Source organism: Aeromicrobium sp. CTD01-1L150 (assembly GCF_041951745.1).
GTDB lineage: Bacteria > Actinomycetota > Actinomycetes > Propionibacteriales > Nocardioidaceae > Aeromicrobium.
This window is the reverse complement of sequence record NZ_CP169555.1, coordinates 418465-440090: the sequence shown is the minus strand read 5'-3', so window position 1 is coordinate 440090 and position 21626 is coordinate 418465. Positions and strand designations below refer to the sequence as shown.

Genomic DNA, 21626 nt, shown 5'->3' with positions numbered 1-21626 from the left:
TCGATGGCCGAGCTCAGCGAGTGGGCTGGGGCGAGCGTCCACCGGAACCGGAACGACGGTTCCGGTTGCGGTTGCGGTTGCGGTTGCGGTTGCCCTGACCGGAAGCCTGCCCGTTCGGTCCGCGGCGACCTTGGCCACCCGCACCACCCTGGCGCCTGTTGTTGCCGCCGGACGGCTTGCGTCCGCCGCCGTGGTGCTGCGGCTCGGGCACGGACCCGCTGGTGGCCAGTGCCTCCGGGGTGATGGGATCGGGTGCCGAGTCGGCGCGGTGGTGGCGGGCCGTGACGCCCGCCTTGTTCTGCAGCATGACGACGTCACGCAGGTCCTCGGGCGTCGTCATGGTCACGACGGTGCCGGACTCCCCGGCGCGAGCCGTGCGTCCAGAACGGTGGGTGTAGGCCTTGTGCTCGGCGGGAGCGTCGTAGTGCACCACCAGGCGCACGTCGTCGACGTGGATACCGCGCGCGGCGATGTCCGTGGCGACGATGACCGATGCCGAGCCGTTGCTGAAGCGTGCCAGGTTCCGCTCCCGCTTGGACTGGTTGAGGTCGCCGTGCAGGTCGACGGCGTCGATGCCGCCCGTGGTGAGCTGCTTGGCCAGACGGGTCGCGCCGCGCCGCGTCCGGGCGAAGACGATGGTGCGGGGGTTCTGCCGGAGCAGACGCTTGGCGGTGGCGATCTTCTCGCTCCGCTCGCTGATGAGGACGTGGTGCTCCATGGTGCCCTCGTCGGTGACCGCGGGCTCGATCTCGTGCAGGACGTGCTGCGGCAGGTGACGACGCACCAGCTTGTCGACGTCGCCGTCGAGCGTGGCCGAGAGCAGCAGCCGCTGCCCCTGAGCGGGCGTCTTGGCCAGCAGCGCGTCGATCGGCTTGTAGAAGCCGAGGTCGCACAGGTGATCGGCCTCGTCGAGGACGGTGATCTCGACGTGGTCGAGCGAGCAGACGCGCCGCTCGATCAGGTCGGTCAGCCGGCCGGGGGTGGCGATGAGCAGGTCGACGCCGTCCTTGAGCGTCTTGATCTGACGGTTGATCGGGACGCCGCCGAGCACGGTGCCGACCCGCAGGTGCAGCGCCGTCGCCAAGGGAGCGAGGGCACGCTGGACCTGGTTGGCGAGCTCGCGGGTCGGGACGAGGATCAGGCCGCGCGGGGCCTTGGGGCGTCGCTGACCGCCGGCGAGCTGGTCGAGCACCGGGATGCCGAACGCCAGCGTCTTGCCGGATCCGGTCCTGGCGCGGCCCAGCACGTGGTGACCGGCGAGGGCCGACGGGAGGACGGCCTGCTGGATGGGGGTGGGATCGGTGATGCCCTCTCGGGCGAGTGCCTTGACCATGGGCTTGGGAAGACCCAGATCGGTGAAGGCGGACGGACGGGGGGCAGTGGACGGCGCACGGCCGTCGGGGGTGTGGTTCACGGGGCTCTCAGACGATGGGGCCCGTACCACTGTGATGTCTTGGGCGCCTTGGCGCTGACTGGCCGGACGCGATGTCCGGCGGGAGGTCGGGCGAGGGGCTGCGCTCGCGGACTGCGTGGCAGCGCTGTCAGTCTAGCAGCGAGGCACCCCATCGACCCTCGTCCGACGCGGTGCCTCGCGTCACACCTCAGTCACCCTGCTCGCGACGCCGCTCCGTCATGGCGAGGAGCCCGGCGGCGAGCGCACCCAGGCCGATCAGCATCAGGATCAGCAGGTCCGGGGCTCCGGCGTCCGGCAAGGGAGAACCGGCCGATGCCTCGACCCCCGGTGCCGACTCCCGCTCAGGCTCCGGGGAGCCTTGGGCGTCGTTCCCGCCACCGTCGTTCCCGCCACCGTCGTTCCCACCTCCGTCCTCTCCGGCGTCTCCCGGAGTGAGGTCGGTGAGACCGTAGAACGTCGTCGTGCCGGAGACCTCGTTGCCGACGGCGACGAGCGCCTCGCCGGTCGGTGAGTCGTCCGCCGCCACGAACTCGATGCCCTCGGGGCCGAGATCCCCCGCGGCGTCGAGCACCGTCTCGGGCTCATCGGCATCCTCCACCGACACCGAGAAGTCCCGGTTGTTGACGTAGGTGACGTAGGAGGCGTCGCGGGGTTCGGTGATGTCGTAGACGATGACACCGCCGACGCGCTCGAACCCGATGAAGGCATAGGTGCGATCGCCCACCGTCCCGATGTCGAGGCTCTCCGGCTCCGGGCCCTTGTCGTCACTGCGACCCTCGAGGTTGGACTCGCTGTGGTTGGAGTTGAAGTACTCGGGTATCGCCTCGGCGACCACCCGCTCGAACTCGTCGCCGGAGTCGAAGACCTGCTGGCCGTCGGCGGTGAAGATGGAGAACGAGCGGGCGCCGAACGAGTGCAGCTCGGCGTAGCACTCGCCGCCGTCACCGTCATCGACGAGCCCGTCGGCGATGCTGACGTTGAGTCTTCCCAGCTGCTCGTCGGCGGTGAGGCCGGCGGCCGGGCTGTCCGTGCAGATGGGCGCCAGGTCGTCTGTGCCGAGATCCTTGACGCGGGCCGCCTCGACGTAGTCACCCCACTCGCGGGCATCGCCCTCGTTGGCGGTGACGAGATAGGTCTGGCCGTCGGCGGAGTAGGCCTCGATGCCGTCGGGCTGGTGGATGCCGAGCACGGGCCAGGTATCGATGGCGATGGCGTCGTCACGGTCGGAGGGGTCCAGGCCCTGCCCGGGCTGCGAGTGGTCCTTGCGGCCGAGCGGCCAGATGTCGGTCACGGTGGCGGAGTCGAGATGCACCACCGCGACGGCGTTGGCCTCCTGGAGCGCCACGTAGGCGACGTCGCCGGCCGGGTCGACGGCGACGTACTCGGGCTCGAGGTTGGTGGACACCCGGCGGCCCTCGTCGAGGACCGGCCCGAACACGCGGACGTCCTCGTGCAGCGTGCGGTCTCCGTCGGGGTCCCACGCACGGAAGTCCGCCGTGCGCACCGACTCCTGCTCGGACGCGGCAACGGCGTCGGGAAGCTCGACGACACCGACCGACCCTTCGGGATCGATGCTGAAGTCGTCGGCCGGCTCTCCCTCGTGAGCGACGACGGCACGAGTGCCGTCGGGGGTCACCGTGACCATGTCCGGCAGGGCGCCGACGCGGACGGCCCCGAGGACGTCCAGCGAACCGGCGTCGAGGAAGGCGAGCCAGCCGGCGTCGGTCTTGACGTCGGACTCCACGGCGACGACGGCCAGCCCGTCGTCACGGATCGCGACGGAGTTGGCGACGGCGCCCGTGGGGATCGTCGAGCCGTCGGCCGCGGAGGAGCCGGCCATCTGGAGCGATGTCTCGAGCGTGGGGTCGCCGGGATCGGAGGCGTCGAGCACGTCGACAGTGCCGGACTCGGCGTTGACCACGAAGGTGCGCTGCGTGGCCGGATGGAACGTGACGATCTCGGCGGCGCTCACGTCGAACAGGCCGGTCCGGTGGGTGCCGAGCGGCTCGACGGACAGGGCCGCGTCATCAGCGGAGTGGACGTGGGGGGACTCGACGGCGCCGGCGGCGGCAGCGGGCACCACGAGCAGGACGACGGCGATGGCGGCGATCCGCCGGGCGAAAGGGGGCACGGCGGGAGGCTAGGCAGACCGGATGACCGCCGGGCGAGCACCAGGTGAACGCCGATCGGACCCGACGCGCGCAGGCTCAGTCGTCGAGCAGGTCCTGGTACTCGGGGTGATCCTGGATGAACTTCTTGACGTAGGGGCACTGGGCCTGCACCCGGTGCCCGGCCTCACGCTCGGCGTCGAGCGCCGACCGCACGAGGATGCCGGCATAGCCGTGACCGCCGTGCTCGGGATCGATCTCGGTGTGCACGTAACGGTGCACGCCGTGACCGGCTTCCTCGTACTGGGTGAAGCCGACCATCTCGCCGCCCACGATGATCTCGTAGCGAGGCTTCTTGGTGTGTTGCACGACGGTGATGGTGGGGTCTTCGCTCATGGTTGCTCCGATGCTCGGGAATGGTCAGAAGAGGGTCAGCAGGCCCAGCACGCCGACGGCCAGGGCGAGCGTGAGAGAGATGGTGACGAGGACGACGTGGACGGTCAGGAAGCGGGTCGCTCTGCCCGACTCATCGCGTGCGCGCGAGTCACGCATGACTCGTCGCAGGAACTGCGGCAAGACGAGCAGGTTCCAGGCCGCGACGACCAGGAGCAGCAGTGTCCAGCCGATGGGCAGCGTCATGCCCTGAGTCTAGGGCGTCGCGGGGTTGTTCATCTTCTGCTCACCCGGCACTGTGACCATGGGGTATGGGCGAGATCGAACCCCGTCACCGACGTGATGCCGTGCGCATCGCGACGGTGGTCGGCGTCGCGGTCCTGGCGCTGCTGCCCCTCAAGCTGGTGAGCCGGGAGGTTCTGCCGCTGTGGATCTTCCTCGCGTACGCGGCGATCGCGGTCCTGGCTGCGCTCCTCGCTCTCCCGTCAGCCGTGCGGCTCTTCCTGCGCAACCGCCCGGCCGAGACCGGTGAGCGCTACTGGACCCTCGACTGAGGGTCGAGCCTGCACCCCGCGTCGGCAACTCAGCCTTGATCCACCGCTACGGACTGGCTGCGTGGGTGAGGTCCTTCGAATCGCGGATACTGTCGCCCTAGCAGCTCAATAGTGGAACCGAGCCTGGAGGATCACCAGGTCGTCGCCGTCGACGAGATACACCAACCGATGCTCATCAGTGATGCGGCGGGACCACGCGCCCTGTGCGCCGTACTTGAGCTGCTCGGGTTTGCCGATACCGTCGAAGGGTTCCCGAAGGCAGGCGTCGATGAGCGCGTTGACCCGCTTGAGAACCCGACGATCCGCCGTCTGCCAGTGGCGGTAGTCCTCCCAGGCGGACCGGTCCCAGACCAGACGCAATCACTCGCCCCGATCGAGCTCGTGCACCTCGGTCTCACCCGCAGTGGCGCGCTCGTACGCATCCAGCAGACGGCGGGCGTTGGCGGGCGAACGGAACAGGTAAGCGGTCTCCTTCCACGCCGCGTACTCGTCTGCGGGCATGAGAACGGCGTTCCCCTTGCGGGAGACGATCTCGATAGCGTCGCGGTCATCGTTCACGCGCTCGATGAGCGGAAACAGCGTCTTGCGCGCCTCGCTGGCACTGATGGACATCTGGCCACTCCCTTCCGATGAACGAGTGGTACGTCTTTATGGTACCACTCACTCGGCAACCTTCCGGACGATCCGGCGCAGGCGGTGTCTGCCTCAGCCCTCCAGGGAGCGACGGAACCGCTGCATGCCCGCGAGCCATCGGTCGGGGTCGGCGGACTTCTGCGTCCACATGCGAGAGACGTCCTCGTGCGGGAGCGCGAGGAACCGGCCGTCGGCCACCGCCGACAGCGCGGAGTCGGCGACGTCGAGAGGTTCGATCGGGATGCCCGCCGTGGTCACGGCACGCATCCCGAGGGTCGCGTCGGCGTCGTCGCTCTCTCGCCCCTCCTCGAGCATCTGTGTCTGCACGCCCATCGGGCACACGCAGCACACCTGGACGCCTCGGTCGCCGTAGGAGGCGGCGAGCCACTCGGCGAACCCCACCGCTGCGTGCTTGGTCACCGAGTACGTGGGTGAGCCGAGCTGGGTGAGCAACCCGGCCGCGGAGGCGACGCTCACGAAGCAGCCGCCGGAACCGTCCTCGATCCAGCGCGGGACCAGGCTCCTTGCGGCCTCGACGTGCGCCATGACGTTGACGTCCCACGAGGCGGCCCACTCCTGCGGCGTCGCCTCCAACCCGAAGCCGCGGAAGACACCGGCGTTGGCGACGTAGAGGTCCACCGGTCGCGGCGCGGCCTCGAGCAGCGCGGCGACCCCAGGCCCGCTCGTGACGTCGACCGCGCGACGGTGCACGCGCTCACCGAACTGCTGCTCCAGCGCGTCGGCGGTCTCGTCCAGGCGGTCACCGTCGACGTCACCGAGCACGACGTCGGCACCGGCCTCGAGCAGACGTCGGGCGAAGGCCTGCCCGATGCCACCGGCGGCCCCGGTGACGACGGCGCTCGCGCCTTGGACCGACACTGCACTCATCGGTGCTTCTTGAGCTCGGCACGAGCCAGGGACGCCTTGTGGACCTCGTCGGGGCCGTCGGCGAAGCGCAAGGTCCGGATGCCGGCGAACATCTCCGCGAGCGGGAAGTCCTGACTCAGGCCACCGGCACCGTGCACCTGGATGGCCTTGTCGAGGATCCACTCGACGGTCCTCGGCGTCGCGATCTTGATCGCCTGGATCTCCTTGTGGGCGCCGCGGTTTCCCACGGTGTCCATGAGCCAGGCGGTCTTGAGCACCAGCAGACGCAGCTGCTCCAGCTCGACGCGGGACTCCGCGATCCAGTCCTGCACGACGCCCTGCTGGGCGATCGGCTTGCCGAAGGTGCTGCGAGACAGTGCCCGCTCGCACATCATCTCCACGGCGCGCTCGGCCAGGCCGATGGAGCGCATGCAGTGATGGATGCGACCGGGCCCGAGACGTGCCTGGGCGATGGCGAATCCCTCGCCCTCACCGCCGATCAGGTTGGATGCGGGGACGCGGACGTCGGTGAAGCGCAGCTCCGCGTGACCGCCGTGGTCACGGTCGTGGTAGCCGAAGACGTGCATCCCGCGCACGACCTCCAGGCCGGGGGTGTCGCGCGGGACGAGGATCATGGACTGCTGGCGGTGCCGCTCGGCTGACGGGTCGGTCTTGCCCATGACGATGAAGACCTGGCAGTTGGGGTTCATCGCCCCGGTGATCCACCACTTGCGGCCGTTGATGACGTACTCGTCGCCGTCGCGGACGATGGACAGCTCGATGTTGGTGGCGTCCGAGGAGGCGACGTCAGGCTCGGTCATGGCGAACGCGGAGCGGATCTGCCCGTCCAGCAGCGGACGCAGCCACTGCTCCTTCTGCTCCGGGGTGCCGAACATCGTCAACACCTCCATGTTGCCGGTGTCCGGTGCGGCGCAGTTGATGGCAGCGGGGGCGAGGTGGCCACTGCGACCGGTGATCTCGGCCAGCGGCGCGTACTGCAGGTTGGTCAGGCCGCCCTCCTCCGGATGCCCGGCGAGGAAGAAGTTCCACAGGCCGCGCTCGCGGGCCTGCGACTTGAGGTCCTCCAGGACGGCAGGCGGGTCCCACCGGTCCTCGGTCAGGAGTGCCTCGATCTGCTCGTGGGCCAGGGGCTCGGCCGGGTACACGGCCTCGTCCATGAAGGCCTCGAGGCGGCCGATGAGCTCGTTGGTGGTGTCGTCGAAGGCGAAGTGCATGATCTCCCTCCTCAGGCCGAGGCCATCACGTAGACGACCTCGGCGATGCACACCGGCTTCTCGGCCCCCTCGCGCTCCACCACGAAGGTGATGACCGCCTGCGTGCCGATCGGGATGTCGCTCGTCTCCTTGAGCGTCGCCGTGGCGCGCAGACGCGAGTCCACTGGGACGGGATTGGGGAAGCGGACCTTGTTGGCGCCGTAGTTGACGCCCATCGCCAGACCTTGGACGGAGTAGATGTCGGCGGAGAAGACCGGCAGCAGGGAGAGCGTCAGGTACCCGTGGGCGATCGTGGCGCCGAAGGGGCCGGAGGCCGCCCGCTCGGGGTCGACGTGGATCCACTGGTGGTCGCCCGTGGCATCGGCGAAGGTGTTGATCTGCTCCTGGGTCACCGTGACCCAGTCACTGGTACCGAGCTCCTGCCCGGCAGCTGCCTTGAAGTCGTCGAGACTGTCGAACACGCGGGCCATGCGAACCTCCGAGGTGGACTAAGCGCTTGCTTAGTAGGAACTGTAGGGCGCCTGCCGCCGTTTGACCAGACCGCGACACGCGAAGCGCCTGCCAGCCTGCATCGAGGATCTGAGTTCACGATGCCGGCAGAGCGACGAGGGCACATCAGCACCGTCCTGCAGGCCTTGGCATCGACACCTCAGATGGCCGCTCCCATCGGGTCTGACTCGCGCTGGATCGTGGCCAGCGACGACGAGCGCCTCCACTGCAGTGCCCAGGCCGACCGCCGCCCCATGGGCAAAATTGAGGTCCGCACATCCGGCCGCCGCAGCGGTCAAGTCCGATGTCATGTGTCAAATTGAACTTGACTTCGCTTCCAGGTAGCGATTCACTGGCGACGAGCGGAGGCGCAGGACCAACCACGCGAGGAGAAGCGTCAGTGCAGGTCGAACCAGAACATCCCGTTATTCTCACGCGGTCGGAGGGCATCGCGCGCCTGACGCTCAACCGCCCGGAGCGGCTCAACGCGATGAGCGATCCCATGCTCGACAGGCTCGTGGAGCTCACCGCCGACGTCGCGGCCGACGAGAGTATCCGTGTCATCCTGCTGACAGGAGCCGGTCGTGGATTCTGTGTCGGCGGCGACCTCCAAGCTTTCAGCGGCTTCGGCGAGGCCGAGTCCGTGTCACGAGGCGCAGCGATCGAGAAGCTCCATCGTCACATGCGTGTCTCGGAACTTCTCAGGTCGTCGCATGCGGTGTCGATCGCGGCTGTCAATGGAGCCTGCGCCGGGGCTGGACTGTCCCTCGCCGCAGCCTGCGACCTGCGTATCAGCACCACTACTGCGATCTTCCGGTCCGCCTTTGTCGACGCCGCACTGTCAGGCGACTTCGGCGGGACCTGGCTGCTGACGAAGCTCGTCGGAGAGTCAAGGGCGAAGCAGATGGCCTTCCTGAACGAAAAGATCGACGCCTCGACAGCTGCGGCCTGGGGACTCGTCACCTCTGTGCACGCTCCGGAAGACTTCGAGGAACGCGTGGAAGCCCTGGCGGTCGACCTCGCGCGGAAGGCGCCGCGAGCGCTGGCTGGATTGAAGCAGAACTTCGCAGACGCAGCGAACCTGACGTTCGCCGAAGCCAGTGCGACCGAGGCGGAGAGGCACATCGATTGCTCACGCACCGCAGATCTCGTCGAGGCCGCCAATGCCTTCCTCGAACGACGAGAGCCCCACTTCACCGGAGAGTGAACCATCCATCACCCGCGCTCACGAAGGACGTCACCATGATTCGACTGCGACAAGTATGCATTGCCTCTCCCACCATTGCCGACGCAGATGAGCTAGCCGACATCTTTGGCGTTCGCATCGCCTACCGCGATCCAATGATCGTCGACTTCGGCCTGGAGAACGCGCTTCTCGGCTTCGGCGGCACCTTCGTGGAACTCATCGCGCCGCTCAAAGAAGGCACCACGGCGACCCGCTTCCTCGCGAAGCACCCGGACGGCGGTGGCTACATGGTGATCCACGACACCGACGAGTACGAGGCGATCCGTCGACGCGTCGACGAGCAAGGCATTCGGATCGCCTACGAGAGCACCCCGGAGCTGCGTGACCCAGAGAAGAACCTTCCGGAGTACGGCTACGACTCTTTCCGACACCTCCAGCTCCACCCACACTCAGTCGGCGGGACCCTACTGGAGTTCAACCAGACCGACGGCGGAGAGGAGCTCTTCGGCGCCTACGCCCCCGCCGGGATCCACTGGCACGACGAGGTGCAGGGCGACGATTTACCTAGGATCGTCGGCGCCGAGTGCACCAGTTCTGACTCCGACGCCATGGCGGCAACGTGGGGCTCCCTCATGGGCAAGCCCGTCGAGAAGGACGACCAGGGGACAACCATCCAGCTCGACGGTGGCGGAGTCGACCGGTTTGTGCCCGGGCCTGTCGATGCCTTCACCCGCCTGACCATCGAGACCGCGGACCCGGCGTCGGTCCTGGGGCGCGCGCGCTCGAAGGGTTATGAGGTCACAGGGTCGCAGTTCACCTTCTGTGGCGTGCATATCGTGTCCGTCCCTCGCTGAGATAGACACCACCGGACGTCCGCTCGATCAAGTCACACCACGATGATGAAGGAACACTCTGATGACGATCAATGCTTCTGTCGCATTCACCATCCATGACGGCACCAACGAGCAGTTCGAGGCGGCCTTCGCGAACACCCGTGCAGCCTTCCTCGCCGACGCTGGCTGCTTGCGCTACGACCTGCAGAAGGTGCGAGGGTCCGACGTCGACTACGTCTTGTTCGAGACGTACGACTCGGAGGAGGCCGTCGAACGGCACAAGGCGAACCCGAACCTCCGCGTTCTCGGCCGCGCGCTGAAGAGCTCACTGCTGTCTGGCCCGCACATCCTCATCATGGATCCAGTCGGCGACCACGTCGCTCTGTCGACGGAGGCCGATCACCCGGATTCGTGACCCGGACGCTCGGGCAGCTTCATTGCTCGGTGCCGGACCCCCGCTTGCCTGCTACCTCATCATGTTGGGCAGCCACTCGACCATGCCCGGGAAGAGAATCATTCCCACGAGGACGGCGAGTGTGACAGGGAGGAACCACAGCCCTCCCAGGAAGACGTCGGACAGCGTGACCTCACGAACCTCGGCGATGTCCGGTTCCTTTGCAATCCGTGCGACCACGAAGGAGAGGATGCCCACGGGTGGGGTGATGAGCGCGAGTTCCCCGAGCAGCACCACGAACGCGCCGAACCACAGTGGACTCACGTCGAACAGGGCGAGGATGGGCAGGATGATCGGAACGGTGAGCAGCATGATCGCCATCGACTCGAGAAACATCCCGAGGATGAGATAGACGACGATCAGGAGCAACAGGAAGGTGACGCGCGACATCTCCAGGGATCCGATGTACGTCGTCAGCTCCCGTGTCAGACCGCTCAGTGAGAGCATCCGCGTCATCATCGTGGCACCGATGATCAGGAGCATGATGCTGGCGGTGGTGATGGCCGTCTCCAGCGTGGCTCGACGAAGCACGTCCACAAACGCCCGCATCCCGAGCAGTCCGGCTGCGATCAGCACAGATCCCAGCGCACCGTAGGCCCCGGCTTCCGTGGGAGTGAAGAACCCACCGAAGATTCCACCGACCACCAAGACCATGAGTGCCGGAACCGGCCAGATCCTTGCGGTGGCTCGAAGGCGTCCCGATCGTCGCTCGGCCTCATCGTCGAGCCGCGGCGCCAGGCTGGGTTTGAGCGCAGCGAGGACGATGATCAGCGCCCCATAGCCTGCCGCCAGGATCAGTCCGGGGACGACGCCGGCGAAGAGCTGGGGGCCGACGGGCACCGTCGCGATCCCCGCGTACACCACCATCAGGATGCTCGGCGGGATGAGCTGGCCGACGGTGCCAGCAGTCAGCACCGCACCGGTGGCAAAGCGCGGGCTGTACCCGGCGCGCAACATCTCTGGAAGGCCGATGCGAGCCAAGGCATAGGTAATCCCCAAGGTCGAACCGCTCACAGCGGAGAGGCCGGCGCCCACCGCGTTGGTGGTCGCCGCGCGACCGCCGGGGAGCCAGTAGAACCAGAGCTGGGCGACTGAGTAGAGCTGCTCGGTGACGCCGGCACGCCACAGCGTGAATCCCATGAAGATGAACATGGGCAGCACGGACAGCGTCCAGCTGCTGACCGCGTCAAAAGGCGTGGTCTGCAAGGTGCTCGAGGCCACGTTCCAGCCCGAGATTCCCCATAGTCCCAGGGCCGAGGTGAGGATGAGAACGATGCCGATCGGCACATTCAGAGCAATGAGCGCCAACATGAGGATCAGCGCGAGTCCGCCCTGCCAGGCACGGTCGTCCACGAGGAAGATGAATGAACCGGACAACGCGGCCACGACGTAGAGCACCCCGCTGACACCGAGCGAGAAGCCGCGACCTCGACGCGTGACCTCAGGAGTGGACCTCTCCTCGAGGCTGGGGAGGTCACTCATGACTTGTCTCCGTCCTCGACGGCCGAGACACGGAGCCGTCGAATCTCATACCAGTTCGCCGGTTCGTGTCGGCACGTCGGGCGCCCAACGTGGCCTGAGCACGTCGACCCCTCGCAGCAGGAGTTGCAGGGCATAGAAGGTCAACCCCAGGGGGACGACGAACCGCAATGGCCAGACCACCGTCCGCACAGCCCCCGTCACCTCTCGAATCTCCGCCGCCTCGAGCGCGTCGAGCAATGTCAGGAAGGCGATCACCGACGTCACACCCACTGCGAGGACGACCGCCACGATGGACCAGTGCCGTCGGTGGGCTGGAATGACCCGCTCGAAAAGGACGGGTGCGCGCAGATGGGCGTCTGCGCGTTCCGCGCCCGCCAAGCCCATGAAGGCAATCAGCACGAGCCACCAGTAGGACACGATGTCCATCGTCGACGGTAACGGTCTGCCGACCGTGCGAAGGACCGTATCCGCGACGACGTGCAGCATCATGACGGCGACAGCGGCCGACCCGACGATCAGACAGATGCTCGTGGCGTGGTCAATTGCTCTGCGCATGGCCAACCTTCGCGGCGTGGCGAACGAAACTCACAGTGGCGAGTTCTCGTCCATGACCTGCTGGACGAGCTCAAGGAATCCCGTGACGTCGGGCTTCTCGTCGCCGTAGGCCTCAACGTACCTGTCCCACGTCTGGGGTCCTTCGTCGTAGCCCTGCTCCTTCAATGCGTCCAGCCACTTCTGAGAAGTCTCGTCGAAGTTGCCGATCAATGCTCCGGCGGCTTCCACATCGAGGCCCCCGGGGATGCTGTCGGTGAGAGAGTCACGAACACCTCCCTGGTGATCGGAGAGCGCGTCCAGCAGCTCGGGCTCGTAGGTGTTGAGCGACTCCACTGACTCCAGCGCCTCGACGTCCTGAGTGAACCCAGCAACGAGCTGGCCTTTGAGATGCTCCGGCGCGGTGTTCCAGATGATCTCCTTGGCTTCCGGCTGCAGCTCGTCCCAACGATCCTCGTTGAAGTAGACGCCAGTGCCGATGAATCCTGTGAATCCGCCCTCAGAGGAGAGTGACATGTGGGGCGCGACCTCGGAGAGCCCGAAGGCGATGGCATCCCGGGGGTGGGACAGGCTGCAATCCACCACGCCGCGCTGCAGGGCCTCGTAGGATTCTGGCGAGGAGATGAACGTGGGTGTCATCCCGAGCGCCGTGGCCTCCGCTCCGATGCTCGAGTTCGGCGCACGAACCTTGAGACCCTTGGCGTCCTCGAGGTCCACGACGGGCTCCGTGCAGAGAAGGGCGTTGTTTGCGATGGACTGGAGGTTCGGCAGGATGGGCACCAATCCTTGATCCTCGAACTCAGCTCGCAACTCATCGCTGAATCCGTGCTCCAGCGAGGTGCCCAGGGTCTGCAGATCACCTAGCACCGGGCTGGTCTCGTGGTCCCACGCGAGCGAGCCCATCCAGCTCGAGATGGGGAACTTGGACTCCTCGTATGTGAAGTACACAGGCCCGAAGTCAGCCACGCCATCTCCGATGATCGTGCTGTGCTCAGGAGCCGGGCCGAGGGCACCCGAGTAGGCGATCTCGACCTCGATCTGCCCGTCCGACTCCTCGGAGATAGCGTCCACCCACGCCTCGATCCCCTTGGCAGACCAATGCTCTGGGCCAACAGCCTCGGCCCAGGTCAGCGTGACCTCCTCCAGCTCACCCCCGGACGACGCGCCTTCAGGCCCGCAGGCGGCGAGAGCTCCGGCAGTGAGCAGAGCGACTGCGCCCAGGCCGACCGTTCGTGATTGTTGACGAAATCGCTTGCTGTTCATGAACCGCAGGCTGTTCATGGCTACTCCTAGGATCGCTCCAGCGGGAGGGGGTGAGCTTCGACAGGAATGGGCCCACCACGCCGGTACACCGACACGCTAGTCCCGTGCGCAGCCCAGAACAAGACTTGAATTCGAAGTAAGTTTCATGTATTGTTCTGGAGTGTCGGATTGTGAGAATTCTCTGGAAGAGCGGGGATTCTTCCGCCCGCCACACCACCGACTGTCACGTGTAAGGCTGCATGGCACTCGGCTACTTCGGAAGGCCGAGGACACGTTCTCCGATGATGTTGCGTTGGACCTCGGAGGAACCTGCGTAGATCGTCGACGCGAAGGCGTTCAGCCACGTACCAACCCACGATCCGCTGTCATTGGGCGCTCCGGCGAAGTCAGGGCCGTCGGCGTTGTGTGGACGATGATTGCTCGGTGCGATCGCGCAGTCGCCCAGGACGTCGACTGCGAGGTCGGCAGTCTTCTGCCAGTGCTCAGACCAGTACAGCTTGAGTATGGCAGCGTCTGGTCCGGGTGGGGATCCGCGCAGGAACGAGGTGAGCGATCGTGCCGCGAGCAGCCGGAGCACCCGTTGACGCAGGTAGGCATCGGCGAGACGCTGACGCACAGCGGGATCCTCGCCGCGACCGCAGTTGCCCACGAGAGCGACCAGCCGCTCGAAGTCGTGCTCGAACCGCAAGGCCATGGCGGTGGCATTCTCGCCTCGCTCGAACCCCAGGAGTGCCATCGCCACCTCCCAGCCACCATCGACCTCGCCGACGACGTTCTCGGCGGATGTCCGCGCACCGTCGAGGAACACCTCGTTGAACTCGGCACTACCGTTGATCTGCCGGATTGGACGGACCTCGACGCCCGGCTGGTCCAACGGCAGAAGCAGCATCGTCAATCCGCGATGTCGCTGGGCTTCGGGATTCGTGCGGACGAGGATGAACATCCAATTCGCGAGGTGGCCGGCAGACGTCCAGATCTTCTGCCCGTCGATGACCCACTCGTCCCCCTCGCGACGCGCCCTGGTTCGGATCCCCGCCAGGTCAGATCCCGCTCCCGGCTCGGAGAACCCTTGGCACCACAGGTCCTCACCGCTTCGGATGCGCGGTAGAAAGTGGGACTTTTGCTCGTGCGTACCGAACGCGAGAAGCGTATTAGCCAGCAACTGAAAGCCGAAGGCATCGTTGTCACTGAGCATGGGAGGCAGACCGGCGAGGGTAAACTCCTCGTGGATGATGGCCTGCTCCAGGGGCGTGAGACCAGCGCCGCCGAACTCCTCGGGCCAGTGCAGCGCGAGCAGTCGGTGCTCGATCAGGAAGGCCCGCCATTGCACAAGGAAGTCAGCCCGCTCCTCTTCAGTCAGGGCCCCGAAGCCCTGCCAGCCGACCGGAAGGGTGTCATTGAGCAGGCCCCGAAGCCTCTGGCGGTACTCGGTCGCGTGTACGTCGTCCCTGAGGTCCATGTCAGGCTCCTTCGGCTCGGGCTAGCAGGTCGGCGGCGAGCGTGTCCAGGTCACCGCGGGGGTCGCCGAGCAACAGCCCGGAGGCCTTGGCGCGACGGGCGAAGAGATGGGCGTCGTGCTCCCACGTGAACCCGATACCGCCGTGCACCTGGATGCAGCCGGCCGTGACATTGCGGGCAGCCTCGGCGCACACAGCGCGGGCGACAACGGCGGCTTCGCGGAACTGTCCAGGATCGCCCTCAGCTGTCCATGCCGCGTAGTAGGCGGTCGACCACGCAGACTCGGCGGAGACGAACATGTCCGCGCATCGGTGCTTGATCGCCTGGTTGCTGCCAATCGGTCGGCCGAACTGCTCCCGGGTACGGGCATAGTCGGTGCTCATGTCCAACGCCGCGCGAGAGAGTCCAGCCTGCTCGGCGGCAAGGAGCACCGCCGCCGTGCTCCGAATGTCGGCCCGAGCGTCAACGGTGGATACGACGGTAGCAACAGCGCCGTCGAGACGCAGATCCGCAACAGTTCGGGTGAGATCTAGTCCCTCGAGGCGGGTCCGCTGCACAGTCTCGGCCTCGAGCCGTACGAGCAGAAGAGTCGGCGTGTCGTCAATGGGGGCCGTCACGAGGATGGCATCGGCCAAATGACCTTCCAGCACCAGACCGACATCGCCGGTGACGGTCCACTCGGACCCGGACCAGTCGGCCTCGAGCTGTGCACGGTCCGGAGAGGTGACACATGCCAGCACGGTCTCTCCTTCAGCCGCCGAGCGCACGACAGCTCGAGCCACCTCGTCCTGCGCATGCTGAGCGAGCACGGTGGCTGCAATCACGGTGGCCAGGTACGGAACCGGCGTCAGGTGGTACCCGAGCTGTTCCTGCACCACGGCGACCTCCACAAGACTGGCTCCCGATCCGCCCAGTTCTTCCGGCAGGGCAAGCCCGACAAGCCCATACTCCTGAGCCAGCACCCTCCACAAATCCGCTGCGAAGCCGTCCTGCTCGAGACACGTCTCCCGCACTACCGCGAGGGAGGACTCCTTGTCCAACATCGACTGCACGCTGCGACGCAGCGCCTCCTGCTCGTACGACAGCGCGAGGTCCACCATGGCTCCTACTCTTCGGCTGTACGAATAAAATGATTCCGAACTCGACTTCAATTTACTCAACGGCAGAGACGCCTGTCAACCATTCGACTTGAGGTCGGATTCAGTTATGCTGCTTCCCATGACGCAGACCGAGGAAGCTGGATCCGATTCTTCTCAGGACCCTCCACTCGTCACCGAGCAGGACCGTAGCCGCGAGCTGCCGACCACCGCCCGCGGCGCCCGGACCCGCGCCGCGCTCGTGGCAGCAGCGCGAGTGATCTTCGAGCGCGACGGCTACCTTGAGTCACGACTCACCGACATCACCCGCGAGGCCCGCTGCTCCACCGGATCCTTCTACACCTACTTCTCCAGCAAGGAAGAGATCCTCACCGCTGTCCTGGAAACCGCACAGCACGACATGCTCCACCCGGGCATCAAGCGCGTCCTTCCCGAGGACGCCGATCCCGTCGCCTTGATCGAGGCAAGCCACCGAGCCTACTTCGAGGCATACCGCCGCAACGCCCAACTCATGGTCGTCTTCGAGCAAGTCGCCCTCATCAATCCACACTTTCGAGCCATGAAGGGCCGACGCGGCGAGTCCTTCAGAGAACGCAACGCCCGCAGCATCGCGAACCTGCAGGAACGCGGCCTCGCCGACCCGAGCCTGGACCCCTACCGCACCGCACTGGCACTCAACGGCATGGTCGGACGCCTCGCCTGGCACGCCTTCGGACTGGAGCTGGAAGAAACACTCACCGTCGACGACCTCGTCGAGACCGCGACACAACTGTGGGCCAACGCACTGAAACTAGCCCCCACAACAACCAACACCTGACACAGACCCACCCACCACCGAAGGACCAGGAGGTTCCCATCCAACTTGGCCCACGGCTCTCGCTCAGCGAGTCAGTCCGAATTAGCATGAGGCCACTCTGGCCAGTCTGGATGCCGCAGGGACCCTAAACATCGTGGTGCCGGACAACCTCGGTGCCTATCTCGGAGCAGGGGACGGACAAGGCGTGCTTCTGCGACGCGTACTCTCCGGCGCGATCGCGCACCGACCCACTGGTCCAGAACATCCGGGGCCCGCCAGTCGGCGGGCCCCGCAGGTCACTTCACTCGAGAGTCGCCTCCGCGTCCTCCTGCGCCTGTGCCAGTCCGTCCTCGACCGATACCTCGCCAGCGAAGACACGTTCCATCTGATCGAGGATCACCTTGCGGAAGTTCTGGAACTCAGGGCCCACACCCGGGGGGGTGAAATCCAGGCCGGAGTTGTCTGCTTCCCACCCGCGCAGCCAAGGGTTGTTCTCGAAGGTCGCCTCACTGAACTCAAGATCGGACGAGACGAGAGACCCCGCCAGGCTGTCGACCATCTCCTCCTGCACGTCGTCACTCAGCATGTAGTTCAGGAACGCGATCGCACCTGCCTTCTCCTCATCAGACGCTGAGGCGTTGACGAAGACCGGGTTGTTCGATGACACGTAGGAGTCTTCGGCGAAGGGGTGCTTGCGCACCTCGATGCTCTCGGCGAGGTCCTCAGACTGTGCGGCGAAGATCCCGGAGAAGGCGAGGGACTCGAACAGCAACGGGATCTTGCCCTCCCAGAACAGACGGCGATATGTCGGGGCATCGGTTCCCTCGGGGATGATCCCGCTGTCGAGGAACTCCTTCATCCGAGAGATGCCCTCGGCGACCTCAGGGGTATCGAGCGTCGGTCCCGACTCGTCGCTCCAGTACCCACCCGCGCCATGGATCCAGTTGCTCATGTCGAGCCACCAACCATTGGTGTCGGCTGTCGTGTGCCGAAAGGCGAAGCCGTAGGTGTCCGGGGCGTCCGTCCACTCCTGCGCGATGTCCACGAAGTCGTTGTATGTCTCGGGAATCTCGGCGTCGATCTCCTCGAGCATCGCGGTGTTCACGAGCATCGCGTACGGGTGGCGGGTGAACGTCACCGCGTGACGAGCTCCGTCGACCTCGAGGCTCGCCTCGTACTGGCTCAGATCCGACGGCATCTCGATCTCGGCGGTGATGTCTTCGGCGAGCCCGGAGTCGACGGCCTGCGCCAGTTCTGAGCTGTCCACGGAGATCATGGTTGGTCCCTCACCTGCACCGGCCTGCGTGTATACGGTGCGGTGGTAGTCCTTGTAGGGGATGTTCTCCGGCTTGACGACATACTCGTCCTGCGAGGCGTTGAAGTCGGCCATGACCTCGGTGAACTGGTCGAACGGTGGCGCCGTGAGGGCCCAGTGGCTGAACGTGATCTCAACTGGGCCGTCGCCACCACCCCCTCCGACTCCCGAACACCCGGCTGTCGCGAGTGCCACGATGGTCAGTCCGCTGATGAGACCTCTACGCATGTCGTTCTCCTTCGGGGGGGTGGTGTGAATTTCGTCGGTTCAGAAGGTGGTGTCGTCCGACCGGGCGCCTGGCCCGCCCTCCGTGAGCGACTGACCGGTACGGCTGTCGAAGGCTCGCGTCTGGGCAGTGGCCACAGTGAGACCCACGCTGTCGCCCACCTGCACTCGCTGTTGGGATGGAACACGGACGTCAAGTGCGTTCCCGTGCGTCTTCAGTGCTGGCTCAGTCGTCGCTCCGCGACTGCTGAGCTCGACCCGGACCAACTGCTCGGCGCCCCAGTCCTCGACCGTCACGACCGTGCCTCGCAGAGTGGACGGCACGTGAGGTTCCTCGAGGCTCACCCACTCACTCCGGACACCAAGCAGGAAGCCATCGTCCTCGGTGGTCGCCCGACGAGTGATCTCATCCAACGCTTCGGACGGTTGGAGAATCTGGCCGCTGATCTCCCAGCCGACCTCTGTGTGCCTGGCCGGGAGCAGATTCATGGCCGGAGTTCCGATGAACTGCGCGACGAAGGTGTTGGCCGGGTTCTCGTATACCTCCCGCGGAGTTCCGAACTGCTGGAGGTGACCATCGAGCATCACCCCGATCTTGTCGCCCATTGTCATGGCCTCGACCTGATCGTGAGTGACGTAGACGATCGTCGTCTCGAGGAGCTGATGAAACCGGATGAGCTCACTACGGGTCTGAGCGCGTAGCTTGGCGTCGAGATTCGAGAGCGGCTCGTCCATGAGGAAGGCCAACGGCTCACGCACCATGGCGCGGCCGAGCGCGACACGTTGACGCTGGCCACCTGACAAGGTCGCCGGTGTACGGTGCAGCATCTCCTCGAGTCCGAGAATGCCCGCGATCTGCTCGATCCGCTCAACAACCTCAGGCTTCCTCTCGATCTGCCGACGGCTCCACCAGCCAAGGCCGGGGAGGTGGTGCCACCATCGGTGACGACGCATGATCAGCGGGAAACTCATGTTGCGGCGCACTGTCATGTGCGGGTAGAGCGCGTAGTTCTGAAACACGAAGGCAAGGTCGCGCTCGGCGGGCTCGCTGTCCTGTGCCTGCTCGCCCTCGATCTCGATCTCGCCGCTACTGACGGCCTGCAGGCCGGCGATCATCCGCAACAGAGTGGACTTGCCACAGCCGGACGGTCCCAGCAGGACGACAAACTCGCCATCGGTAATGTCAAGACTGACGCCGTCGACCGCCGTGAAGTTGCCGAAGGTTCTCGTAACGTTCTTCAGCGCGATCTTGGGGACGGCTGGGGCCTTCGTCGTCGCAGGGCCGGTGCGCGGCGGGAACGTGACATCTCCGGAGGTCGACATGATCATCCTTTCACGGAGCCGGCCACGAGGCCGCTCACGACGTAGCGCTGCAGGGCGATGAAGAAGACAATGGCCGGCAAGGTGTAGATCACCGAGGCGGCCATCACTTGGTTCACGGGAATGAAGTACTCGCCCACGAAGGAAGCGAGCCCCACCGAGGCGGGACGGGCACCTTCATCCGTGACGAAGGTCGCGGCGAAGAGGAACTCGTCCCACCCGTAGAAGAAGGCGACAATGGCACCGGCGGCGATCGAGGGGGCGACAAGCGGGGCCACCACGAGCGTCACGATCCGCATCGGCGACGCGCCGTCCATCCGCGCGCTCTCCTCGACCTCGATCGGGATGCCGTCGATCGCACTCTTGAGCAACCAAACGACGACGGGCATCACAAACGCTGTGTGCGCGAGGACCAGCCCTCCAAGATTGTTGAGCAGTCCCAGGCTGATGAAGAGAGCGTAGAACGGGACCACCAGGAGGGCCTCCGGCAGCATCTGGGTCGCGAAGAGCGTGAACCCAAAGACGCCTTGGCCCTTGAAGTGGTAGCGAGACAGGGCATACGCGGCGAAGAACGCCAGCACGATCGTGCAGATGCACGTACCGAACGCGATCACGGCGCTGTTGGCGAGCCACAAGAGGATGGGCGTATCGAGCAATGTGTCCATGTAGACCCCGACCTGGCTGATGTCGGGCACGAGCCGTGGTGGGAATGATGCGAGATCCCGATCCGCCGTGAGCGACGTGACGATCATCCAGTACACGGGGAAGAGGAGTAGGACAATGCCGATCGTCGCTAGGCTGTATGCCAGCGCTCGAGCAGGCCGTAGGCGGCCGGATCGGATGACGTTGTGCGGCGTCATCGACGCCTCTCGAACGCCGGCGTTCAGGGTGTCAGTGGGCATCGCGCCTCCTGGTGGCAGCGGCGCCGCGCGACTGCACGACGAAGTAGACGGCGGTGACGATCGTCGATATGGCGAAGCCGACGACGCCAATCGCCGAGCCGAGTCCGAGCTCGGTCAGTCGGAACGCCGTGTGATAGAGGTCAATCACGAGCGTGGTGGTAGATCCGAGAGGGCCGCCCTCGGTCAGTACCCAGATGAGGTCGAAGCGTCGCAACGACCAGATGGTCACGAACAGCGTAAGAATCGTCAAGGTGGGGGCGACGGTCGGTACGGTCACGTGCCGGAACCGGTTGAGCCGGCTCGCTCCGTCGATCTTGGCAGCCTCGTACAGCTCCTCCGGCACACTCTGTAGTGCTGCCAGCAGCACGATGGCCGAGAACGGGAAGATTCTCCAGATGGTGATAACCAGGATCGCCGGAAGGGCGGTCGCCTCGCTGCTCAGCCAAGCAACGTTCGAGTCGAGTACGCCGATCGAACCGAGGAACCAATTGACGACACCGTACTGCTTGTCCAGCATCCAGGCCGAGATGAGTGCCACTGGGATGATTGGCGCGGCCCAAGGGATGATGACCAGCCCACGAAGGGCGCGGCTGCGGCCCCTGAGACGGTTCATACCAAGCGCGGCGAGCAAGCCGGTCGTGACCGCACCAGCAACACAGCCAACCGTGTAGACGAGTGTGATCCACAACGTCCCAAGGAACTGTGAGTCCCCCAGCAACGTCCGGTAGTTCTCGATTCCGACGAACTCGCCGTCGCGCGGCTGCAGGAGGCTCGTGTCGGTGAGGCTGAGTCGGATTCCCTCGACGAGGGGATAGGCCATCAGCAGCATCAGATAGAGGGCTGCGGGCGCAATGAAGTAGTACGGCACCAACGACGAACGACCGCGGCGAGCGCGAACCGCTTGCACACCTGTGTCGCTCATACCGAGTCCAAGGCAGCAGGTGAGGAGCGGACAGGGTCAACAATCACCAGCCCCACTGGGTGTCCCGAGGCAGAGAGGTCTGGCATCACGGTGGGGTTGAAGCCGTTCACGGGCCATTCCTTCGAGGT

The 21626-nt window shown here is 65.8% G+C and carries 23 protein-coding genes; 5 read left to right on the top strand and 18 right to left on the bottom strand.

Translation table 11 applies throughout. The features are described from left to right. Nucleotides 1–13 precede the first annotated feature (13 nt). The 4 genes from ACEVFP_RS02130 to ACEVFP_RS02115 all read right to left on the bottom strand — a co-directional run bounded on the left by ACEVFP_RS02130 (nucleotide 14) and on the right by ACEVFP_RS02115 (nucleotide 4161). Nucleotides 14–1414 (bottom strand): DEAD/DEAH box helicase, encoded by a 1401-nt coding sequence (locus tag ACEVFP_RS02130; protein WP_375001697.1) that lies wholly within the window; start codon nucleotides 1412–1414, stop codon nucleotides 14–16. Between the two features lie 187 nt (nucleotides 1415–1601). Next, nucleotides 1602–3545 (bottom strand): choice-of-anchor I family protein, encoded by a 1944-nt coding sequence (locus tag ACEVFP_RS02125; protein ID WP_375001696.1) that lies wholly within the window; start codon nucleotides 3543–3545, stop codon nucleotides 1602–1604. A 76-nt stretch (nucleotides 3546–3621) separates the two neighbouring features. Beyond that, nucleotides 3622–3918 (bottom strand): GNAT family N-acetyltransferase, encoded by a 297-nt coding sequence (locus ACEVFP_RS02120; protein ID WP_375001695.1) that lies wholly within the window; start codon nucleotides 3916–3918, stop codon nucleotides 3622–3624. A 24-nt stretch (nucleotides 3919–3942) separates the two neighbouring features. Further along, on the bottom strand, nucleotides 3943–4161 hold the full coding sequence (locus ACEVFP_RS02115; RefSeq protein WP_375001694.1) for an SCO4848 family membrane protein: 219 nt from the start codon (nucleotides 4159–4161) through the stop codon (nucleotides 3943–3945). A 65-nt stretch (nucleotides 4162–4226) separates the two neighbouring features. On the opposite strand from ACEVFP_RS02115, the gene ACEVFP_RS02110 reads away from it, so the two are divergent. After that, nucleotides 4227–4469, top strand: coding sequence for a hypothetical protein (locus ACEVFP_RS02110; protein WP_375001693.1), 243 nt, complete (start codon nucleotides 4227–4229; stop codon nucleotides 4467–4469). A 105-nt stretch (nucleotides 4470–4574) separates the two neighbouring features. On the opposite strand, the gene ACEVFP_RS02105 is transcribed toward ACEVFP_RS02110, so the two are convergent. The 5 genes from ACEVFP_RS02105 to ACEVFP_RS02085 all read right to left on the bottom strand — a co-directional run bounded on the left by ACEVFP_RS02105 (nucleotide 4575) and on the right by ACEVFP_RS02085 (nucleotide 7674). Next, on the bottom strand, nucleotides 4575–4829 hold the full coding sequence (locus tag ACEVFP_RS02105) for a Txe/YoeB family addiction module toxin (protein ID WP_375001692.1): 255 nt from the start codon (nucleotides 4827–4829) through the stop codon (nucleotides 4575–4577). After that, nucleotides 4830–5081 (bottom strand): type II toxin-antitoxin system Phd/YefM family antitoxin, encoded by a 252-nt coding sequence (locus tag ACEVFP_RS02100; protein WP_375001691.1) that lies wholly within the window; start codon nucleotides 5079–5081, stop codon nucleotides 4830–4832. Nucleotides 5082–5174: 93 nt separating this feature from the next. Continuing rightward, nucleotides 5175–5990 carry an SDR family oxidoreductase gene (locus ACEVFP_RS02095; protein WP_375001690.1) on the bottom strand — a complete coding sequence of 272 codons (816 nt, stop codon included), beginning with the start codon at nucleotides 5988–5990 and terminating at the stop codon, nucleotides 5175–5177. Continuing rightward, nucleotides 5987–7204: an acyl-CoA dehydrogenase family protein gene (locus ACEVFP_RS02090; RefSeq protein WP_375001689.1), complete on the bottom strand. Its 1218-nt coding sequence runs from the start codon at nucleotides 7202–7204 to the stop codon at nucleotides 5987–5989. The genes ACEVFP_RS02095 and ACEVFP_RS02090 overlap by 4 nt, the downstream gene beginning before the upstream one ends. Nucleotides 7205–7215: 11 nt before the next feature. Continuing rightward, nucleotides 7216–7674, bottom strand: a complete 459-nt coding sequence (locus ACEVFP_RS02085; RefSeq protein ID WP_375001688.1) for a MaoC family dehydratase — start codon at nucleotides 7672–7674, stop codon at nucleotides 7216–7218. Between the two features lie 419 nt (nucleotides 7675–8093). On the opposite strand from ACEVFP_RS02085, the gene ACEVFP_RS02080 reads away from it, so the two are divergent. The 3 genes from ACEVFP_RS02080 to ACEVFP_RS02070 all read left to right on the top strand — a co-directional run bounded on the left by ACEVFP_RS02080 (nucleotide 8094) and on the right by ACEVFP_RS02070 (nucleotide 10127). Continuing rightward, nucleotides 8094–8900: an enoyl-CoA hydratase/isomerase family protein gene (locus ACEVFP_RS02080; RefSeq protein ID WP_375001687.1), complete on the top strand. Its 807-nt coding sequence runs from the start codon at nucleotides 8094–8096 to the stop codon at nucleotides 8898–8900. A gap of 35 nt (nucleotides 8901–8935) precedes the next feature. Then, nucleotides 8936–9733, top strand: coding sequence for a hypothetical protein (locus tag ACEVFP_RS02075; protein ID WP_375001686.1), 798 nt, complete (start codon nucleotides 8936–8938; stop codon nucleotides 9731–9733). Between the two features lie 61 nt (nucleotides 9734–9794). After that, nucleotides 9795–10127, top strand: coding sequence for a putative quinol monooxygenase (locus tag ACEVFP_RS02070; RefSeq protein WP_375001685.1), 333 nt, complete (start codon nucleotides 9795–9797; stop codon nucleotides 10125–10127). Nucleotides 10128–10178: 51 nt separating this feature from the next. On the opposite strand, the gene ACEVFP_RS02065 is transcribed toward ACEVFP_RS02070, so the two are convergent. The 5 genes from ACEVFP_RS02065 to ACEVFP_RS02045 form a co-directional block, all read right to left on the bottom strand. Beyond that, complete coding sequence (locus tag ACEVFP_RS02065; protein ID WP_375001684.1) at nucleotides 10179–11648, bottom strand: TRAP transporter large permease; 1470 nt, start codon at nucleotides 11646–11648, stop codon at nucleotides 10179–10181. 45 nt (nucleotides 11649–11693) lie between these two features. Then, the gene (locus ACEVFP_RS02060) at nucleotides 11694–12137 is read right to left on the bottom strand and encodes a TRAP transporter small permease subunit (RefSeq protein ID WP_375001683.1); all 444 of its coding nucleotides are present in this window, start codon (nucleotides 12135–12137) and stop codon (nucleotides 11694–11696) included. A gap of 96 nt (nucleotides 12138–12233) precedes the next feature. Then, nucleotides 12234–13463, bottom strand: coding sequence for a hypothetical protein (locus ACEVFP_RS02055; protein ID WP_375003748.1), 1230 nt, complete (start codon nucleotides 13461–13463; stop codon nucleotides 12234–12236). Nucleotides 13464–13713: 250 nt separating this feature from the next. Next, on the bottom strand, nucleotides 13714–14922 hold the full coding sequence (locus ACEVFP_RS02050) for an acyl-CoA dehydrogenase family protein (RefSeq protein ID WP_375001682.1): 1209 nt from the start codon (nucleotides 14920–14922) through the stop codon (nucleotides 13714–13716). A 1-nt stretch (nucleotide 14923) separates the two neighbouring features. After that, entirely contained in the window at nucleotides 14924–16081 is a 1158-nt protein-coding gene (locus tag ACEVFP_RS02045; RefSeq protein ID WP_375001681.1) for an acyl-CoA dehydrogenase family protein, read from the bottom strand. 58 nt (nucleotides 16082–16139) lie between these two features. Between ACEVFP_RS02045 and ACEVFP_RS02040 the strand changes: the two genes are divergently transcribed. After that, a complete protein-coding gene (locus tag ACEVFP_RS02040; protein ID WP_375001675.1) occupies nucleotides 16140–16835 on the top strand; it encodes a TetR/AcrR family transcriptional regulator in 696 nt (231 codons plus the stop codon). A gap of 280 nt (nucleotides 16836–17115) precedes the next feature. Here ACEVFP_RS02040 and ACEVFP_RS02035 read toward each other — a convergent pair whose 3' ends face one another. Genes ACEVFP_RS02035 through ACEVFP_RS02020 form a run of 4 tightly spaced genes read right to left on the bottom strand, consistent with a single transcriptional unit; the run spans nucleotide 17116 to nucleotide 21444 of the window. Next, nucleotides 17116–18357, bottom strand: a complete 1242-nt coding sequence (locus ACEVFP_RS02035; protein WP_375001680.1) for an ABC transporter substrate-binding protein — start codon at nucleotides 18355–18357, stop codon at nucleotides 17116–17118. A 39-nt stretch (nucleotides 18358–18396) separates the two neighbouring features. Next, nucleotides 18397–19677 carry an ABC transporter ATP-binding protein gene (locus ACEVFP_RS02030; RefSeq protein WP_375001679.1) on the bottom strand — a complete coding sequence of 427 codons (1281 nt, stop codon included), beginning with the start codon at nucleotides 19675–19677 and terminating at the stop codon, nucleotides 18397–18399. A gap of 2 nt (nucleotides 19678–19679) precedes the next feature. After that, nucleotides 19680–20576 (bottom strand): carbohydrate ABC transporter permease, encoded by an 897-nt coding sequence (locus ACEVFP_RS02025; protein WP_375001678.1) that lies wholly within the window; start codon nucleotides 20574–20576, stop codon nucleotides 19680–19682. Next, nucleotides 20566–21444, bottom strand: a complete 879-nt coding sequence (locus ACEVFP_RS02020) for a carbohydrate ABC transporter permease (protein ID WP_375003746.1) — start codon at nucleotides 21442–21444, stop codon at nucleotides 20566–20568. The genes ACEVFP_RS02025 and ACEVFP_RS02020 overlap by 11 nt, the downstream gene beginning before the upstream one ends. Nucleotides 21445–21626: the final 182 nt, after the last annotated feature.

Bases quoted from the DNA above. Each gene is read 5' to 3' on its own strand.
- ACEVFP_RS02025 (WP_375001678.1), bottom strand. From the start codon at position 20,576: ATGCCCACTGACACCCTGAACGCCGGCGTTCGAGAGGCGTCGATGACG.
- ACEVFP_RS02095 (WP_375001690.1), bottom strand. From the start codon at position 5,990: ATGAGTGCAGTGTCGGTCCAAGGCGCGAGCGCCGTCGTCACCGGGGCC.
- ACEVFP_RS02085 (WP_375001688.1), bottom strand. From the start codon at position 7,674: ATGGCCCGCGTGTTCGACAGTCTCGACGACTTCAAGGCAGCTGCCGGG.
- ACEVFP_RS02120 (WP_375001695.1), bottom strand. From the start codon at position 3,918: ATGAGCGAAGACCCCACCATCACCGTCGTGCAACACACCAAGAAGCCT.
- ACEVFP_RS02070 (WP_375001685.1), top strand. From the start codon at position 9,795: ATGACGATCAATGCTTCTGTCGCATTCACCATCCATGACGGCACCAAC.
- ACEVFP_RS02090 (WP_375001689.1), bottom strand. From the start codon at position 7,204: ATGCACTTCGCCTTCGACGACACCACCAACGAGCTCATCGGCCGCCTC.
- ACEVFP_RS02055 (WP_375003748.1), bottom strand. From the start codon at position 13,463: ATGAACAGCAAGCGATTTCGTCAACAATCACGAACGGTCGGCCTGGGC.
- ACEVFP_RS02065 (WP_375001684.1), bottom strand. From the start codon at position 11,648: ATGAGTGACCTCCCCAGCCTCGAGGAGAGGTCCACTCCTGAGGTCACG.
- ACEVFP_RS02050 (WP_375001682.1), bottom strand. From the start codon at position 14,922: ATGGACCTCAGGGACGACGTACACGCGACCGAGTACCGCCAGAGGCTT.
- ACEVFP_RS02075 (WP_375001686.1), top strand. From the start codon at position 8,936: ATGATTCGACTGCGACAAGTATGCATTGCCTCTCCCACCATTGCCGAC.
- ACEVFP_RS02100 (WP_375001691.1), bottom strand. From the start codon at position 5,081: ATGTCCATCAGTGCCAGCGAGGCGCGCAAGACGCTGTTTCCGCTCATC.
- ACEVFP_RS02035 (WP_375001680.1), bottom strand. From the start codon at position 18,357: ATGCGTAGAGGTCTCATCAGCGGACTGACCATCGTGGCACTCGCGACA.
- ACEVFP_RS02060 (WP_375001683.1), bottom strand. From the start codon at position 12,137: ATGATGCTGCACGTCGTCGCGGATACGGTCCTTCGCACGGTCGGCAGA.
- ACEVFP_RS02115 (WP_375001694.1), bottom strand. From the start codon at position 4,161: ATGACGCTGCCCATCGGCTGGACACTGCTGCTCCTGGTCGTCGCGGCC.
- ACEVFP_RS02110 (WP_375001693.1), top strand. From the start codon at position 4,227: ATGGGCGAGATCGAACCCCGTCACCGACGTGATGCCGTGCGCATCGCG.
- ACEVFP_RS02030 (WP_375001679.1), bottom strand. From the start codon at position 19,677: ATGTCGACCTCCGGAGATGTCACGTTCCCGCCGCGCACCGGCCCTGCG.
- ACEVFP_RS02040 (WP_375001675.1), top strand. From the start codon at position 16,140: ATGACGCAGACCGAGGAAGCTGGATCCGATTCTTCTCAGGACCCTCCA.